Raw genomic sequence first — 17,053 nt, 5'->3', positions numbered from 1 at the left:
AACAATTCGGGCGGATCGTAGCCTTATCCTCGCGGTGTGTATGTCCCCCGAACAAGCGACACGAGGCCACCTCCCCTCTTGAGTAGGGACGTTCGCGGTTGCACGAGCCGCTGCCAGAGTCGTCGTGCGCAGCCTTGACGACTTCGCAACCCAACGCCTCGTGACGAACACCCGCCCCAATCCGCCTGTCCAGCCTGCCCCGCCTGTCCGTGTCGCCCTGATCGAGGACGATCCACGCTTCAGCACCGCATTCATGCAGGCGCTGTCCAGCGCTCCGGACATGCAATCGGCCGGCACCGCCGCCACGCTGTCCGCGGGGCTGTCGATGCTGCGCGATTGCAGCCCGGCCGACATCCTGGTCATCGACCTTGGGCTGCCCGACGGCTCCGGCATCGATGCCATCCACGCCGCCCGCGCTGCCTGGCCACGCTGCGAAATCATGGTGGCCACCGTGTTCGGCGACGAGTCCCACGTCATGCGTTCGATTGCCGCTGGCGCCACGGGCTATCTCCTCAAGGACAGCAGTGCGGTGGACATCGTGCGCGAACTCCGTTCGCTGCATCAGGGCGGCAGTCCGATGAGCCCGCTGATTGCCCGGCAGGTGCTGCTGCGCATGCGCGCGCCAGCGGCGGACACCCCCGCCGAACCTCCCCCCCTGACGCCTGCCGCCACCCCACCGACCACGCTGTCGCCCCGTGAATACCAGGTGCTGACCGATATCACGCGCGGCTTTTCTCACGACGAGATCGCCCAGCGCCTCGGGGTGTCGCGCCACACGCTGCTGACCTACGTGCGCCGCATCTACGTCAAGCTGGACGTGCATTCGAAGGTCGAAGCCATCAACGTGGCGCGCATGCAGGGCCTGCTCGATGACCGCTAGGCTCAACTGGCACCGGTGGCTGGCGTTGGCACTGTGCGTGACGGCGATCCTCGCCAGCGCATGCGCCCATGCGGCCAGCCTGCCCCTGCATCTCACTGGCGCGCAGCTACGCATCACGCCCGACGGGTCGCTCGAATCGCCGCCGATGCAACTGGTCATGCCTGCGGACGCCGAGCCCTGGCGTCAAACGCCCCTGCCCGTCGTGGTGCCGCGCCAGATCGCGCCCGATTCGCTCGACAACGGCGCGGTCAGCACGGTGTGGGTGCGCGTACAGGTGCCCGATGCCACCGGCCCAGCCAACGCGGGCGATCCGCTTTATCTCTACGCGGCCCGATGGCAGACCGTGGGCCGCCTGGCCGTCTATGTCGACGGCCAGCTGCGCTGGCACTCGCGCGCCGGTCCCGTCTGGAACAGCTACAACTATCCGCTCTGGATTCCGCTGGGGCCTCATCCGCATGAGATCGTCGTGCGCATGGATATGACCGGACAGGTCGGCGGCGCGCTGTCGACAATGCGCATCGGCACCAACGGCCAGTTGCTATGGCGCTATGCCGTGCGCAGCTTCCTGCAGACGCAGTTCCCCTATCTGTCCAGCGGCGCATTGCTGGCGATCGGCATCTTCTCGCTGATGGTCTGGTGCCGGCGCCGCGCGGAATCGCGCTACCTGCTCTGCTTCCTGGCCGCCGGCAGCTACTTCCTGCATACGCTGCAGTACCTTGTGGGGCAGGACCCGCTGCCGATCCCCGAAGCGTGGTTCACCTGGCTGGCTTTCAACAGCATTGCCTGGCTGATCCTCACGTGCTACGTCTTCATCTTCCGCTACCTCGACGTGCGCTACAGGCGGCTCGAAGCGGGGCTGACGTGCATCGTGGTTTTCCTGGCGACCAGCACGTTGCCGCTGTCCTGGTTCACACATGCGGTGTTCCTGTTTCCGCTCGCGCAGCTGTTGCTGGTCTGCCTGAACCTGACGGCGTCGATTGCCGCGCTGCAGGCGTCGTGGCGCGCCCGCTCGCGCGAGGCGCTGCTGTTCTCGATCTGGAACGCGATGAGCACGCCCATCGCCGTGCACGACGTGCTGCTGCAGAACTACCGCATCAGTATCGAAGGCATCTACCTGTTGTCGTATCTGGGCTGCGTACAGCTGCTGCTGTTCATGTACCTGATGTACCGCCGCTACATCGGCGCGCTGGACCAGGTAGCGCAGGTCAATGCAAGCCTGGCGATGCGTCTGGCGCAGCGCGAAGCCGAACTCAACGAGAGCCATCGGCAGCTACGCGAGATCGAGCGTCGCGAGACACTTGCACAGGAGCGCCAGCGCCTGCTGGAAGACATGCACGACGGGCTGGGATCATCGCTGATGAGCGCGCTGCGGGTGGTCGAGCAGCGCAACGCGGAAATCGATGTCGCGCAGTTGCTGCGCGAGTGCATTGACGACCTCAAGCTCACCATCGACTCGCTGGAACCGGATTCCGCAGACCTGCTCCTGCTGCTGGCGACGCTGCGTTACCGGCTGGGCCCGCGCCTGGAGGCGGCGGGCATCGGGCTGGTGTGGGAAGTGGAAGACGTGCCGCCGCTTCAGTGGCTGGATCCGCAGGGCGCGTTGCACGTGCTGCGCATCGTGCAGGAAGTGTTCACCAATATCCTGAAGCACGGCAATGCCACCGTGATCCGCGTTCAGACCCACGCGGTGGACGACACCGTGACGGTCCGCATCCACGACAATGGCGCGCCGTTCGATCCCAGCGCCGTCTCGCCCACGCGCGGCGGACGCGGACTCACCAACCTGCACCGCCGCGCCCAGGCCATCGGCGCCACCATCGGCTGGCAGGCCGACGCGCACGGCACATGGTTCGACCTGCTGCTCGCCGTGGCCCGGCCAACGGCCGACGCCTGAGCGCCGGCCTTTTCCATCGCAACCCGGCTAGCGCGCGTCGTGCGAATGCACCTGCAGCGCCTCCAGAAAGCGCGACACCATGTTGTAGGCGGCGACGGTGGCCGTCAGCTCCACCACCTGCCGATGCGGGAAGCGCTGGCGGATGGCCTCGGACACCGAGGCTTCCACCTGGATGTTGCGGGTCATGGCATCGGTATAGGCCAGCACCGCACGTTCCGTGTCATCGAACAGGCTGCTGTCCTGCCAGTCCGGCAGGTCGTCCAGTTGCGCCTGCGTCATGCCTTCCTTCAGCGCAATGGGTGCGTGCTGGTCGGCCTCATACGGCGCGCCATTGAGAATGGCGACACGCATGATGACCAGTTCACGCAAGGCGCCAGGCAAGCTGGATTTCTGACGGATCGCCGTCAGGTACGCCAGCCAGCCTTCGGCCACGGGCGGGGCGTGCAGCAGCATCTGGTACAGATGCAGCACGCCGCCGCGCTCGGCCGTGATGCGGTCCACCAGCGGACGCACCGCTGGATCGGACAGATCGGCATAGGGAATGTTTGCCATGGTGCTGTGATCTCCTTCCTGTATTCCTGTATTCCGCAATTCCTGCGTTGCCGGCCTATTCCGCGACGATGATCCTGCGCTTGACCAGGTCTGCCATCACGTCCGAATCCTTCTTCACCCGCGCCGAGAGTGCTTCGGGGCTGTTGTTGACGATATCGAACGCGTTCTCCGCGAAGCGCTTCGACACCTCCGGATCATGCATGACTTCGCGGGTGGCGGTCAGGATCTTCTCGCGCACGTCGGACGGCAGCCCCTTGGGCGCCACCAGGCCGATCCACGTCGGATACTCGAAGCCCGGGATCGATTCGCTCATGGTCGGCACATCGGGCAGCATCGCCGAGCGCCTGGGCGAGCTGACCGCCAGCGCGCGGATCTTGCCGGCCTGGATATGCGGCAGCATCACCGACAGACCCGCGAACGCGTACTGGATATGCCCGCCAAGCAGATCGGTCAGCAACGGCGCAGCCCCCTTGTACGGGATATGCGTGGTCGACAGCTGCTTCGCGATGTTCAACTGGGCGCTGTTCACATGGCCCGCCGATGCGGTGCCCGCCGATCCGTACGACGTCTCCGGGTGTGTCTTCAGGTAGGCCACCAGCTGGTCGACGTTCTTCACCTGCATGTCGCTGCGCACCACCAGCACCTGCGGCGTGGTCACCAGCAGGCTCAGGTAGTCGAACGAGGTGAACGTATCGAAGCGCAGGTTCTTTACCGTGTAGTGGTTCACCGCCTGGGAATCGAGGGCCAGCATCAGCGTATAGCCGTCGGGGCGGGCCCGCGCCAGATCCCCGGCACCCAGCGATCCGCTGGCACCGGGCTTGTTCTCGATCACCACGGTTTGCCCGAGTTGCTTGCCAAGCGCGTTGGAGATGGTGCGCGCGGTCTGGTCGACAGCGCCGCCCGGCGCGAACGGCACGATCAGGCGGATGGGCTGGTTCGGATACGGTTGCTGCGCCCTGGCGGGCGCCGTGCCCAGCATCGCCGCCATGGCGGTCGCCACCAGCGCGGCGGCACCAAACAGCCGTCGGGAAATGCGTGTCATCGTTGTCTCCTGTTTTGATTGGGTGATGACTCGATGCCGGCGGACTCTGCGGTCCGTCCGGGCAAATGCGCTACGGAATAAAGCTGGTCAGCGCGTCGCGGCCACCAGCCCGCCGTCGACCACGATCTCCGTGCCGGTGACGTAGCGGCTTTCGTCCGCCGCCAGGAACAGTACCGCGTGCGCGGTATCCCAGCCGTCGCCCATGCGCTTCATCGGCACCTGGTTGTTGCGATGCGCGATAAAGCCTGCTGTGTCCCCCTTCGCATACTTGGCGGCCAGCCCCTCGATCAACGGCGTATGCATCAGCCCTGGCACCACGCAATTGAGCCGGATATTGTCGGGCGCGTGAATCACGGCCGTGGTGCGCGTGAAATGCATGAGTCCCGCCTTGGCGGCGGCATAGGCAACCTGCGGCTTGCCCACGTAGCGCAGGCCGGCCACCGATGCCACGTTGATCACGGAGCCCCCGCCCTGGCGCTGCATGATCGGCAGGACATGCTTGCAGCCCAGGAACGCGCCCTTGAGGTTGACCTGCATCTGCGCGTCCCAGACCGCTTCGTCCATGTCGACGGGCCCGCCGGGCTGCGACAGGCCGACGTTGTTGACCAGGATGTCGATCCGGCCAAACCGGGCCATGCAGGCCTGCACGGCCTGTTCCACCTGGTCTGCCCGGGTGCTGTCGCAGGCCATGACTTCGGCTTCGAAACCTTCGGCCACGATCAGGTCGCGCGTCTCGTTGGCGTGCTCGACATGCAGGTCGGTGCCGAACACGCTGGCGCCCTGGCGCGCCATCAGTACCGCCGTGGCGCGGCCATTGCCCCAGCCCCTGGCCACCGCGCCGCAGCCCATCACCAGAGCCACCTTGCCATTCAGATCCAGCATGCCGCGTCTCCGTGTCGAACGTTGTCGAAAAATTTGCCGGCCCATTCTAGGCACGCTACATTTATTGCGGAAATTCCATTTATCGATAAATTGATAGGTACCGGGAATGAATGTCACGCCGCGTCAGCTGCGCATCTTTCTTGCGCTGGCCCAGTCGCTGAACTTCAGCCGCACGGCCGAACAGTTTTTTGTCACCCAGCCATCGCTGAGCAAGACGGTGAAGGATCTGGAGGATGAACTGGGTGTCGCGCTGTTCGAGCGCTCCACGCGCAGCGTGCGGCTGACACCAGCCGGCGAACAGCTGGTGCCGATGGCGCGCCGCATCGTCGGCGAATTCGACACCGGCCTGCAGCAGATGCAGAACCGGGCCGAACAGGAGGCGCACCGCCTGGCCGTTGCAGCGCTGCCGTCACTGGCCAATGTGCTGCTGCCCGGCGTTTGCGCAGCGCTGGAGCGGCGCTACCCCCAGCCGCATATCACCGTTCATGACTGCGCCGACCAGGCGGCCGTGCGCCGCGTGGTCAACTACCAGGTCGACTTTGCGCTGGCGTCAGCCTCGCCATCGAACCCCGATCTGCACTACGAGGAAATCCTGCGCGACCGTTTCGTGCTACTGGCGCCGGTGGCCTGGCGGCAACGGCTGGGGGCGCGCACGCGGATGGAAGACCTGAACGACCTGCCGCTGATCAGCATGACCGACGCCAGCACCGCCATGAAATACATGAGCGCGGCCTTCCTGCAGCGCGGCGTGGTGTTCCGCCCCAAGCTGCAGCTGGACCAGATCGGCACCATCGCGGGCTTCGTCAAGCAGGGGCTGGGCATCGCGGTGCTGCCCTACCTGGGCATCATGCCGTTGCTGTCGCTCAAGGGCATGTCGGTGGCGGAGATCGTGGATGGCCCGGTACGGTCGGTGGGTATCGTCAGCCGCAAGGCGTCCACGGCATCCGGCATCGCGACGCAGGCCATGACCGAAGTGCGCGCCATCGCGGATCGCCTGATCGAGCAGGCGCCGGAATGGATCTGGCCGCCGGGCGGCGCGTAGCGGCTGCGCTTGCCGCGCGGCCCGTTACCGGAAGGTCGTCATCCAGTACGCGCGGATTTGCCTCACCACCGGCTCAGGCAGCGCCACGTAGTTCTCGGCCGACACATCTGCCTGTCCTTCCATCAGCGCCCATTGGAAAAACGCCAGCGCATCGCGCGTGGCGGCCGGCGTACCCGGGCCGCGTGGCATCAGCACGAACACAGTGCCGGTGATGGGCCAGACGGTCGGGCCCGGCGGATTCGTCAGCACCTGGTAGAAGTCCTGCTGGGGATTCCATTCCGCCGCCGCAGCCGCGGCGCTGAACGACTCGCGCGACGGCTGCACGTAGTGGCCGTCACGGTTCTGCACCGAGGCATATGGCAGCTTGCGCTGCACCGCATAGGTCAGTTCGACGTAGCCCAGCGCCCCCTTCACGTTGCGGATATAGACCGCGACACCGTCATTGCCGCTGGCGCCCATGCCCAGCGGCCATTTCACCGTGGTGCCGGCGCCAACGGCGTCCTGCCATTCGGGGCTGACCTTGGAGAGGAAATCGGTCCAGTTGAACGTGGTGCCAGAACTGTCGTTCCGATGGACGACCGTGATGCCCATGTCGGGCAATGACACACCGGGATTGATCGCCACGATGGCCGGGTCATTCCACTTGACGATACGGCCCTGGAAGATCGCCGCCAGCAGCGCGCCGGTCAGGCGCAACTGCCCGGGTGCCACGCCGGGCAGGTTCAGTACCGGCACCACGCCACCCACCACGATCGGAAACTGCGCCAGGCCGGCACGCTGCAGCTCGTCAGGCTTGAGCGGCATGTCGGTGGCACCGAACGTGACATTGGCCGCCTTGATCTGCCGGATGCCATTGCCCGATCCCACAGGCTGGTAGTTGACCTGCTGCCCCGTCTTTGCGTAATACGTGGCCGCCCATTTGGACATCAGCGGATAGACGAACGTGGAACCGGCGCCGGTCACATCGCCGGCGAGCGCCGGCCCGGCCCATGCACCACAGATCAGCATCGTCGCCATGAACGCGCGCACCGCGCACTGGAAAGCCCTGGGCACACGCGACGAGTCCATGATCGTTCTTCCTTGTTATCAGCGTACACAGGCGCGCCGCTTAAGGACTCAGGCTAGCAGATGGTGTGCGAAGCGAAAGGACTTTCCAACCGCCGCGCGTCGGCGCACGGGCGGCATGGGCGCGGTGTGCTTCATCCGCGCAAAACTGTCAAAAAAACTTCATCTATCACGCTGGGGATCAGGGGCAATCACGGCTGGCCCATGCCTGGCGCGTCAGCCGGTAGAGCACATGCCGTTCGAGCCGATGCCCCGGCGGCAGCGCGGGATGGTCGAAGTCGTTCGCTGCGTCGTGGTGCATGCCCAGCCGCTGCATGACGCGTTCGGATCGATGATTGAGCGCCGCCGTAAACGACACGATCTCGCCAAGCTGAAGGACATCGAATCCGTAGGCCAGCGCCGACCGGGCGGCCTCTGTGGCATAGCCGTGCCCCCAGTGGTCATGGGCCAGCCGCCAGCCAATCTCCACGCACGGACCAAAGGGCGCCTGCCATGCCGGAATGTTCAGTCCGGTAAAGCCGATGAACCCGGCACCCCCGGCCGGCGCCTTCAGCGCCACCGCCCACAGGCCAAAGCCGTGCTGCGCGTGATTCGCCACGATGCGGTCGAACAGGGCATCGCTCTGCACATCGGTCAACGTGGACGGGAAGCATGCCATCACGCGCGGATCGGCGTTCATGGCGCGGAACGGCGCGCGGTCAGCCTCGCTCCAGGCCCGCAGCAGCAGCCGCGCCGTGGGCGCGGGCCACTGCACGGTCATCGCGAATGCACCTTGAACGCGTCGCCCTGCATGCCGGCGCGGTCCACGGCCGCGATGCGATTGCGGCCGTTGTCCTTGGCGTGATAGAGCTGCGCGTCGATCAGGTTCAGGAAGGCCGTGGCATCGGCGCGGCCGTTCGGCACCATCGTCCCCACGCCGAAGCTGGCCGTCACGCGCTGGTCGTACGGCGAGCGCAGGTGCGGAATGGCCGCCGCCGCAATCAGCTCGCGGCAGCGCTCGGCCACCCTCACGGCGGCATCGGCATCGGTATTGCCGAGCACCATCGCGAATTCCTCGCCGCCAAAGCGGCCCAGGAAATGGTGCTCGCCCAGCGCGTCACGCAGCACCGATGCAATCTGCTTCAGGCAGACGTCGCCCTGCACGTGGCCGTAGTAGTCGTTGAAGGACTTGAAGAAGTCGATGTCCATGATGATCAGCGACAACGGCGTGCCCGCCGCCGCCGCGGCATCCCATTCGCCCTGCAGCACGGCGTCGAACTTGCGGCGATTGCCCACGCCGGTCAGGCCGTCGGTGAACGACAGGCGCTCCAGCTCCTGCTGCAGCTGGGCCAGCATCTCCTCGGTACGCTTGCGCTCGCTGATATCGAACATGAAGCCGATCAGCGAATCGACCTCGCCCTTCTCGTTGCGCACCACGTGGACCACGTCGCGCAGCCACACATAGCCGCCGTCGCGCGTCAGCGCACGGTAGTCGGCTTCGTGGTCGGTGCCGGCCTGCGACTGCGCCACGCAGAAGTTGACCACCTGCTCGCGGTCGTCCGGATGCATGCGGTCGGCCCAGTCGTTCACGGTCTTCCAGGTCGACGGCGGCCACCCCAGCAGCGTTTCGATCTGCGGGCCGATATAGGCAAACTCCATCGTCGCCCAGTCGATCTTCCACGGAATCGCCTTGGTCGATTCGAGCAGCGTCCGGTAGACGGCGTGGTCGTCTTCGCCAGGCGCATGTCCGGGCGGAGCCAGCGATTGTTCATGGCGCAGGAACGCGGCCTGGAGCGGGCTGTTGGCGGGGTCGTGACGGTCGTCAGGGGCGGTCATAGGCTTGATCGGGTGACAGAACGGAACTGGAAGGCGGCTATGATGGCACGAACCCGAACAGGACAGGAGACAACCATGCTGGAACTGCGCCCCACGTGCGAACACTGCAACACCGCCCTGCCGCCGGCCTCGACGCAGGCCCGCATCTGCAGTTTCGAATGCACGTTCTGCGCGGACTGCGTGGACAAGGTGCTCGGCAACGTCTGCCCGAACTGCGGCGGCGGCTTCGCGGCGCGGCCCATCCGCCCGTCGCGCGACTGGAAGAACGGCAATACCGTTGACAAGTACCCGCCGTCCGCCACGGTCAGGCACCGCCCGGTGGACCCCGCCACGCACGAGGCGTTCGCGGCGGCCATTCGCGGCGTGGCGCCGCAGGATCGCTAGCGCTACCTGGCCACATCGCCCACCGGATCGGGCACCGCGCGGTCCGCCGCGCGCCGCAGGCAATCGAGCATGGCCACCACGGCCGAGCGCTTGATGCCATCGTCGCGCCAGTACATCGATACCGATCCAAATCCGGCCAGCCGCAACGGCACGATCCGCAGGGCGCCCAGCTCTTCAAGCCGGCGCGCCGTGCGGTGCGACGCCAGACCGATCATGTCGCTGTTGTTGAGCAGCGTGAGATTGAGCACGGTGGAGTTGCTCTCCACGGCGTCAGGCGGCAGCGGATAGCCGGCACTCGCCAGCGCGGCCTCCAGTGCGTTGCGGATCGGCGTGCCGCGCGGCCACACGACCCAGCGGTGCGCCTGGAGGTCGCTCCATGCCACCTGGTCGCGCATCACCAGCGGGTGGCGCGGCCGGGCCACGAAGTGGATGGGCTCCATGTACAGCGATTCGGTGCGCACCTGCGCATCCTGCAGTTCCGGCGCCGAACGGCCCACCACGATATCGAGTTCGCTGCGCGCCAACTGGCTCATCAGCCGGTCCATCGTGGTCTCCACCAGCCGCACCTGGGCGCGCGGCAGCCGCTGCAGCAGGCCCAGCACCGCCAGCGGCACAGTGTCCGCAGCCGACGCCCCCGACGTGCCCACCACCACCAGGCCACTGCCACCGTCGCGCATGGCCTGCAGGTCGTCGCGCGCCACATCGAGTTGCGCCTCGATCCGGCGCGCATGCTCGATCAGCGAATCGCCGTAGGGCGTCGGCCGCAGGCCGCGTGCCTGCCGTTCGAACAGCGGCAGGCCGATGTCGTCTTCGAGATCCTTGAGCCACTTGGAAAGCCCCGGCTGTGTCGTATTGAGCATGGCCGCCGACTGGCTCATGTTGCCGGTCTCCGCCAGGCTCAGCAGCATCTGCAGATTGCGCAGCCGAAGGCGCTGGGTCCAGTCCATTTCCGTCCACCTATATCTTTGTTGGTATAGATCCAAGCAAAACTTCATTTCAAATCTTATAGGGCGCGGCGTATAACTCCAAGCAACAAGGCAATGCCACAGCAGCCGGCACCGACAACAAGCCAACGGAGACACGCATGTCCGAGCACACCCTGGACCCCGCCCGCGCCGCCTATTACGAGCGCATCGGCCGCAGCCACATGACCCCGCTCTGGGAGTCGCTGCATGCGCTGGTGCCTCGCGAGCCCCGCCCGCAGATCGTTCCCGCCCTCTGGAAGTACGAACAGGTGCGCCCGCTGGTCATGCAGGCCGGCAGTGTGATCAGCGCCGAGGAGGCGGTGCGCCGTGTGCTGGTGCTGGAAAATCCGGGCCTGCCGGGCAAGTCGAGCATCACCTCCACGCTATACGCGGGCCTGCAGCTGATCCTGCCTGGCGAAGTGGCTCCCAGCCATCGCCATACCCAGTCGGCGCTGCGCTTTATCGTCGAAGGCAAGGGTGCGTGGACTGCCGTGAACGGCGAGCGCACCACGATGCATCCCGGCGATTTCATCATCACGCCGTCGTGGACATGGCATGACCATGGCAATCCGTCGGTCGACGAAGGCGGCGAGCCCGTGGTCTGGCTCGATGGCCTCGATATTCCGCTGGTGCAGCAGTTCGACGCCGGCTTTGCCGAGAACTATCCCGAGTCGCAGCAGCCGGTGCTGCGCCCCGAAGGCGACAGCCTTGCGCGCTTCGGCCACAACATGGTGCCGGTGCGCCACCGCGTGACGGACCCGACTTCACCGATCTTCAGCTACCCCTTCGCGCGTTCGCGCGAAGCGCTGGACCAGCTCTACCGCAATGGCGAACTAGACGCCTGGGACGGCGTGAAGCTGCGCTACGTGAACCCCGCCACGGGCGGCTGGCCGATGCCGACCATCGCCACGTTCATGCAGTACCTGCCGGCGGGTTTCCAGGGCAAGACCTACCGCAGTACCGATGCCACGGTCTACAGCGTGGTGGAAGGCAGCGGCACCGTGCGCATCGGCGACGCGCAGTTCCAGTTCGAGCCGCGCGACGTGTTCGTGGCCCCGTCCTGGGCGCCCGTACAGCTCGCCGCCATCGAGGACGCCGTGCTGTTCAGCTATTCCGATCGCCCGGTGCTGTCCGCCCTGAACCTGCTGCGCGAATCGCGCACCTGATCCGCGTTTTTCCATCCGTAATCCCACGGCCTGCACCGGATTCAGGCCGAGGCCCCCGCTCACCCTGAAATTCTCTGGAAGCCAAGTCATGCAATACGTCTTCACACCCCCCGCCACCGTCGCCGTGCCCGTCGCCGGCACCGACGATGTGTTCGCCGTGCGCCGCGTCTACTGCGTGGGCCGCAACTACGCCGCCCATGCCCGCGAAATGGGCTTCGATCCCGACCGCGAGCCGCCGTTCTTCTTCTGCAAGCCCGCCGACGCCGTGATCCCCGTGCAGGACGGCCAGACGCTTGACCTGCCCTACCCGTCGCAGACGCAGAACTACCACTACGAGGCCGAGCTGGTGGCCGTGATCGGCAAGGCCGGTTCGGACATCCCCGTGGAAAGCGCGCTGGAACACGTGTACGGCTACGCCGTGGGCCTGGACATGACGCGCCGCGACCTGCAGATGAAGATGCGCGAAATGGGCCGCCCGTGGGAGATCGGCAAGGCCTTCGATGCGTCGGCGCCGATCGGCCCAATCCATCGCGCCAGCGAGATCGGCCATCCGCAGCAGGCCGCGGTCACGCTGACCGTCAACGGCACGACCAGGCAGAGCAGCAACGTCACGCACCTGATCTGGTCGGTGGCCGAGACGGTGGCCTACCTGTCGCAATTCTTCCGCCTGGAACCGGGCGATGTGATCTACACGGGCACGCCCGAAGGCGTGGGTGCGGTCAAGGCCGGCGACTTGATGGTCACCGCCGTGGAAGGCCTCGGTGAACTGAAGGCGCGCGTGATCTGACGCTTGGGACACCCACCATGCAGCTCTATAGTTTCTTCAACAGTTCCACGTCGTACCGGGTGCGGATCGCGCTGGCCCTGAAGGGCCTGCCGTACGACTACCTGCCGGTGAACATCCGCACCGGCCAGCATCGCGAAGCAGAGTACGTGGACGGCATCAACCCGTCGGCCAGCGTGCCCGCCCTGGTTGACGGCGATTTCCAACTGAGCCAGTCGCTGGCCATCATGGACTACCTGGACGCCCGTCATCCGGAACCGCGCCTGATCCCGCAAGACCCCGTGCAGCGTGCACGCGTGCTGGAGCTTGCCAACCTGATCGGCTGCGACATCCATCCGGTCAACAACATGCGCGTGCTGCGCTATCTGGACGGCGTGCTCAAGGTCACGCCCGCACAAAAGGACGCCTGGTACCGGCACTGGATCGACGACGGCATGGCCGGCGTGGAACGGCTGCTCGCGCGCTACGGCCACGGCCGCTACTGCCTTGGCGATGCCCCGACGCTGGCGGACGTGACGCTGGTGCCACAGATCGCCAATGCGCTGCGCATGGGCTGCGACCTGTCCGCGTATCCACTTGCCATGGCGGTCTACGACCACGCGTCGGCACATCCCGCCTTCCAGGCCGCCGCCCCGGCGCGCCAGCCAGACTACACCGCCTGACGCAGCACGCCAGCAGGCCAGGAGACAACATCATGACAACCATCACGAAGACAACCGCACGCGACGACCGCAAGGTGCTGATCATCGGTGGCGGCATTGGCGGCCTGGCCGCGGCGCTGGCGCTGGCGCGCAAGGGCGTTCGCATCGAGTTGCTGGAACAGGCCGAGAAGATCGGCGAGATCGGCGCAGGCATCCAGCTGGCGGCCAACGCGTTTGCTGCGCTGGACGCGCTGGGCGTCGGCGAAGCCGCGCGCAGCCGCGCCGTGTTCACCGACTACATCGAACTGCGCGATGCCATCGACTGCAGCAGCATCGCACGTGTCGACGTGGGCCAGGCGTACCGCGAACGCTTCGGCAATCCGTATGCGGTGATCCACCGCGCCGACATCCACCTGTCGATCCTCGAAGCCGTGCAGGACCACCCGCTGATCGAGTTCCGCACCGCCACGCGCGTGGAGCGGCTGGAACAGGACGAACGCGGCGTGACCGTGATCGACCAGCATGGCGAACGCCACCGTGCCGATGCAGTGGTGGGATGCGACGGCGTGAAATCCGCCGTCCGCCAGGCGCTGATCGGCGACGAGCCGCGCGTCACGGGCCACGTGGTCTACCGTGCCGTGGTCGACGTGGACAACATGCCGAAGGACCTGCAGGTCAACGCACCCGTGGTCTGGGCCGGCCCGCACTGCCATCTGGTGCACTATCCGCTGCGTGGCGGCCAGCAGTACAACCTCGTGGTGACCTTCCACAGCCGCGAGCAGGAAACCTGGGGGGTGCGCGACGGCAGCAAGGAAGAAGTGCTGTCGTACTTCGAAGGCATCCACCCCTTGCCGCACCAGATGCTGGACCGGCCCGATTCCTGGAAACGCTGGGCCACCGCCGATCGCGACCCGGTGGATCGCTGGAGCTTCGGACGTGCCACGCTGCTGGGCGACGCCGCGCACCCGATGACGCAGTACATCGCACAGGGCGCCTGCCAGGCGCTGGAAGACGCCGTGGCACTGGGCGCCGCCGTGGATGCCGCCGATGGCGATTTCGAGGCGGCGTTCAAGCTGTACGAGCAGGCCCGCATTCCGCGCACGGCTCGCGTGCTGTATGGCGCGCGCGACATGGGCCGCGTCTATCACGCCAAGGGTGTGGACCGCTTCGTGCGCAACACGCTCTGGGTGGGCCGTTCGCAGACGCAGTTCTATGACGCGCTGCAATGGCTGCACGGCTGGCGCGCCGAACACGCACTGAGCCCCACGCCCTGGCTGTAAGCCGGTCAGCTTCCTGCACCACGAGTAGCGGCCACCAGAGCCGCCTCGCACATCCCATCCCACCCCCGGCTTTCCGGAGGAGACAACATGTCCGCCAAATCCACGTTGAACGTGACCACGTTCATCGATCGCCAGCCGCTGTCCGCATTCCAGGTGACGATCGTCGTGCTGTGCTTCCTGATCGTTGCCATCGACGGCTTCGACACCGCCGCCATCGGCTTTATCGCCCCGGCCATCCGCGCCGAGTGGCAGCTCACCCCGGCGCACCTGGCGCCACTGTTCGGCGCGGGCCTGGGCGGCCTGATGGCCGGCGCATTCCTGTTCGGCCCGCTGGCAGACCGCTTCGGCCGCAAGACTGTCCTGGTGGTGTCGGTGCTGTGTTTCGGCGCCGCCAGCCTGGCATCGGCCTGGTCGCCGGGATTGTGGGAACTGATTGCGCTGCGCTTCCTGACCGGCCTGGGCCTGGGCGGTGCCATGCCCAACGCAATCACGCTGACGTCGGAGTTTTGCCCCGACAAGCGCCGCTCGTTCCTGGTGACGACGATGTTCTGCGGCTTTACGGTCGGCTCGGCACTGGGCGGGCTGGCGTCTGCCGCACTGATCGAGGCCTTTGGCTGGCGATCGGTGCTGCTGATCGGCGGCGTGCTGCCACTGGTGCTGAGCGTGCTGCTGATCCGCATGCTGCCCGAATCGGTGCGCTACCTGGTGGTCAAGGGCCGGGACAACAACCGCGTGCGCGCCACGCTGCGCCGCATCGCGCCCGACGCGGACCTCCAGTACACGACCTTCGTGGTCGCCGAAAAGCCCGGCACGCACGTCTCGCCGGTGCGGCACCTGTTCAAGCCGGAACTGCTGCGCGGCACGCTGCTGCTGTGGCTGACGTTCTTCATGAGCCTGCTGGTGATCTACCTGCTGTCCAGCTGGCTGCCGACACTGCTGCGCGGCACGGGCATGTCGCTGACCACCGCCGCGCTGGTCACCACGATGTTCCAGGTGGGCGGCACCGTGGGTGCCATCGTGCTCGGCTGGCTGATGGACCGTGTCAATCCGCACTATGTGCTGGCCGTCAGCTACGCGCTGGCCGGCGTGTTCGTGGCCGCCATCGGCAGCCTGGCAGGCGCGCCGGTGGCGGCGGGCTGCGCGGTGTTCCTGGCCGGCTTCTGCATCTCCGGATCGCAGGTGGGCGCCAATGCGCTGTCGGCCGGCTACTACCCCACCGATTGCCGCGCCACCGGCGTCAGCTGGGCCAACGGCGTGGGACGCTTCGGCTCGGTAGTGGGATCGGTAGGCGGTGCGACGATGCTGTCGATGGGGCTGACGATGCCGGCACTGTTCGTGCTGGTTGGCATCCCCGCCGTGGTAGCCGGCGCGACGATGCTGTCGCTGGGCATCGTGCGGCGCGCAGGCGTCGCCCGCGAACTGGCGGCGGGCTAGCCGCCCGTCCTCGCACGCCGTTCGGCGGGCACGGCGCGCCGCCGCTTGCCGGCATCCAGCCGCAACGCATCGGCAAACGCCCGCACTGCCGGCGGCAGGTGGCGCCCCGCCATGGTCTGGATCTGCAGTGCACGCTGCTGCATCGCCCGGCCGACGATGGGGACCAGCACGCGGCGGTCTGCCCGCAGCGTATTGCGCACCGCCAGCGAACCGGTCAGGTACACCACATCCACGTGGTTCTGGTAGGCCACGAGCGCGCCCAGCGAATTGCTGGTCAGCAGCACATTGGGCCGCAGCCCTTCCAGGCTGCAGGCCAGGTCGAACAGCTGCCGCAACGTATGCACGGGGCTGGGCAGCACCAGCGGGTGCGTCACCAGTTCGCGCAGCGGCACGCGCGCCATGCCCGCGATGGGATGGTTCCGGCTGACGCAAGCAAACACCGGTGCCACCTCGGAGTATTCCACCGCGATACCGTCCTGGTCCGCAATCGCGAAGGTCAGGGCGATGTCGACCTCGCCTTCGCGCACCAGCCGCGTTGCCTCTGCCGCCGTCACCACTTCCAGCGCGAACGCCACGCCCGGGTAGCGCCGCTGGAATGACGCGATCAGCGTCGGCACGTACTCCCTGGCAAACCCTTCGGTACACGCCACGCGCACGGTGCTGTGCGTCAGGCTCAACAGGCCCTGCAGGTCGGCCTGCAGCGTCTCCGCATCCAGGAACGCGCGCCGTCCGTACTGCTGCACCACGCGACCGGCCTCGGTCAGCCGCATGCCGCGCGGCTCGCGGTCGAACAGCACCACGCCAAGTTCCTCTTCAAGCCGCGCGATCTGCCGGCTGATCGCCGACACCGCAACGTGCAGTGTCTTCGAGGCGGCAGAGAGCGAACCGGTCTGCGCCACTTCAAGAAAATAGGCCAGCGGCACGGCGTGGATCGACGTCAGTTTCATGGCGGCTTTCGGGGGCGATGCTTCGGGGAGAAGCTCGGGGGAAGTCTTGGGGGCGGGTTTTTACCGAGATGCTGCTTTCCACATCATACGTTCCGGACGGCAACTCCGTTGCCAATTTTAGAAAGGTCCCTTGCAGCGCCAGCGCCCGTTTCTGGTGCCGGCATCGTGCGGATTCCGGCGTGCGGCTGGCAACATGTGCCGTCTTTGCACCGGCCGCGAGCGATTGATGGCGCAGCGCGCGCCAATCGTGTGCCGCGATCTGCGCGCTGGCATGCCCATC

At 66.6% G+C, this 17,053-nt stretch carries 17 protein-coding genes; 9 read left to right on the top strand and 8 right to left on the bottom strand.

Going from position 1 to position 17,053, the window contains the following annotated elements; all coding sequences use genetic code 11:
* Positions 1 to 160 precede the first annotated feature (160 nt).
* Together ACOABP_RS25210 and ACOABP_RS25205 are read left to right on the top strand one after the other, a co-directional pair.
* Positions 161 to 880, top strand: coding sequence for a LuxR C-terminal-related transcriptional regulator (locus ACOABP_RS25210; protein WP_474228382.1), 720 nt, complete (start codon positions 161 to 163; stop codon positions 878 to 880).
* Positions 870 to 2,774 (top strand): sensor histidine kinase, encoded by a 1,905-nt coding sequence (locus ACOABP_RS25205; protein ID WP_474228381.1) that lies wholly within the window; start codon positions 870 to 872, stop codon positions 2,772 to 2,774. Before ACOABP_RS25210 ends, ACOABP_RS25205 begins: the two co-directional genes overlap by 11 nt.
* Positions 2,775 to 2,801: 27 nt before the next feature.
* On the opposite strand, the gene ACOABP_RS25200 is transcribed toward ACOABP_RS25205, so the two are convergent.
* The 3 genes from ACOABP_RS25200 to ACOABP_RS25190 form a co-directional block, all read right to left on the bottom strand.
* Entirely contained in the window at positions 2,802 to 3,326 is a 525-nt protein-coding gene (locus ACOABP_RS25200; protein WP_474228379.1) for a carboxymuconolactone decarboxylase family protein, read from the bottom strand.
* Between the two features lie 55 nt (positions 3,327 to 3,381).
* Entirely contained in the window at positions 3,382 to 4,368 is a 987-nt protein-coding gene (locus ACOABP_RS25195) for a Bug family tripartite tricarboxylate transporter substrate binding protein (protein ID WP_474228377.1), read from the bottom strand.
* An 87-nt stretch (positions 4,369 to 4,455) separates the two neighbouring features.
* A complete protein-coding gene (locus ACOABP_RS25190) occupies positions 4,456 to 5,250 on the bottom strand; it encodes an SDR family NAD(P)-dependent oxidoreductase (protein WP_474228376.1) in 795 nt (264 codons plus the stop codon).
* A gap of 106 nt (positions 5,251 to 5,356) precedes the next feature.
* Here ACOABP_RS25190 and ACOABP_RS25185 point away from each other — a divergent pair, with 106 nt between their 5' ends.
* Positions 5,357 to 6,292, top strand: a complete 936-nt coding sequence (locus tag ACOABP_RS25185) for a LysR family transcriptional regulator (protein ID WP_474228374.1) — start codon at positions 5,357 to 5,359, stop codon at positions 6,290 to 6,292.
* A gap of 24 nt (positions 6,293 to 6,316) precedes the next feature.
* On the opposite strand, the gene pstS is transcribed toward ACOABP_RS25185, so the two are convergent.
* From pstS to ACOABP_RS25170, 3 genes are all read right to left on the bottom strand, one after another.
* Positions 6,317 to 7,309 (bottom strand): phosphate ABC transporter substrate-binding protein PstS, encoded by a 993-nt coding sequence (gene pstS, locus ACOABP_RS25180; protein ID WP_474230543.1) that lies wholly within the window; start codon positions 7,307 to 7,309, stop codon positions 6,317 to 6,319.
* 229 nt (positions 7,310 to 7,538) lie between these two features.
* A complete protein-coding gene (locus ACOABP_RS25175; protein ID WP_474228372.1) occupies positions 7,539 to 8,117 on the bottom strand; it encodes a GNAT family N-acetyltransferase in 579 nt (192 codons plus the stop codon).
* Complete coding sequence (locus ACOABP_RS25170) at positions 8,114 to 9,172, bottom strand: sensor domain-containing diguanylate cyclase (protein WP_474228371.1); 1,059 nt, start codon at positions 9,170 to 9,172, stop codon at positions 8,114 to 8,116. Before ACOABP_RS25170 ends, ACOABP_RS25175 begins: the two co-directional genes overlap by 4 nt.
* Positions 9,173 to 9,247: 75 nt before the next feature.
* On the opposite strand from ACOABP_RS25170, the gene ACOABP_RS25165 reads away from it, so the two are divergent.
* Complete coding sequence (locus ACOABP_RS25165; protein ID WP_474228370.1) at positions 9,248 to 9,556, top strand: DUF1272 domain-containing protein; 309 nt, start codon at positions 9,248 to 9,250, stop codon at positions 9,554 to 9,556.
* A gap of 2 nt (positions 9,557 to 9,558) precedes the next feature.
* Here the strand turns inward: ACOABP_RS25165 and ACOABP_RS25160 are convergent, their stop codons facing one another.
* On the bottom strand, positions 9,559 to 10,503 hold the full coding sequence (locus ACOABP_RS25160) for a LysR family transcriptional regulator (RefSeq protein ID WP_474228369.1): 945 nt from the start codon (positions 10,501 to 10,503) through the stop codon (positions 9,559 to 9,561).
* A 137-nt stretch (positions 10,504 to 10,640) separates the two neighbouring features.
* Between ACOABP_RS25160 and gtdA the strand changes: the two genes are divergently transcribed.
* From gtdA to ACOABP_RS25135, 5 genes are all read left to right on the top strand, one after another.
* Positions 10,641 to 11,687 carry a gentisate 1,2-dioxygenase gene (gtdA, locus tag ACOABP_RS25155; RefSeq protein ID WP_474228368.1) on the top strand — a complete coding sequence of 349 codons (1,047 nt, stop codon included), beginning with the start codon at positions 10,641 to 10,643 and terminating at the stop codon, positions 11,685 to 11,687.
* Positions 11,688 to 11,775: 88 nt separating this feature from the next.
* On the top strand, positions 11,776 to 12,474 hold the full coding sequence (locus ACOABP_RS25150; RefSeq protein WP_474228367.1) for a fumarylacetoacetate hydrolase family protein: 699 nt from the start codon (positions 11,776 to 11,778) through the stop codon (positions 12,472 to 12,474).
* Between the two features lie 17 nt (positions 12,475 to 12,491).
* Positions 12,492 to 13,133: a maleylacetoacetate isomerase gene (gene maiA / locus ACOABP_RS25145; protein WP_474228365.1), complete on the top strand. Its 642-nt coding sequence runs from the start codon at positions 12,492 to 12,494 to the stop codon at positions 13,131 to 13,133.
* 32 nt (positions 13,134 to 13,165) lie between these two features.
* Positions 13,166 to 14,392, top strand: a complete 1,227-nt coding sequence (locus tag ACOABP_RS25140) for a 3-hydroxybenzoate 6-monooxygenase (protein ID WP_474228364.1) — start codon at positions 13,166 to 13,168, stop codon at positions 14,390 to 14,392.
* 87 nt (positions 14,393 to 14,479) lie between these two features.
* The gene (locus ACOABP_RS25135) at positions 14,480 to 15,826 is read left to right on the top strand and encodes an aromatic acid/H+ symport family MFS transporter (protein WP_474228362.1); all 1,347 of its coding nucleotides are present in this window, start codon (positions 14,480 to 14,482) and stop codon (positions 15,824 to 15,826) included.
* On the opposite strand, the gene ACOABP_RS25130 is transcribed toward ACOABP_RS25135, so the two are convergent.
* Entirely contained in the window at positions 15,823 to 16,773 is a 951-nt protein-coding gene (locus tag ACOABP_RS25130; RefSeq protein ID WP_474228361.1) for a LysR substrate-binding domain-containing protein, read from the bottom strand. The genes ACOABP_RS25135 and ACOABP_RS25130 overlap by 4 nt on opposite strands.
* Positions 16,774 to 17,053: the final 280 nt, after the last annotated feature.

The organism is Cupriavidus sp. HE11 (genome assembly GCF_056097175.1).
The sequence above is the reverse complement of the archived record's forward strand: the minus strand, read 5'-3'. Positions and strand labels throughout refer to the sequence as shown.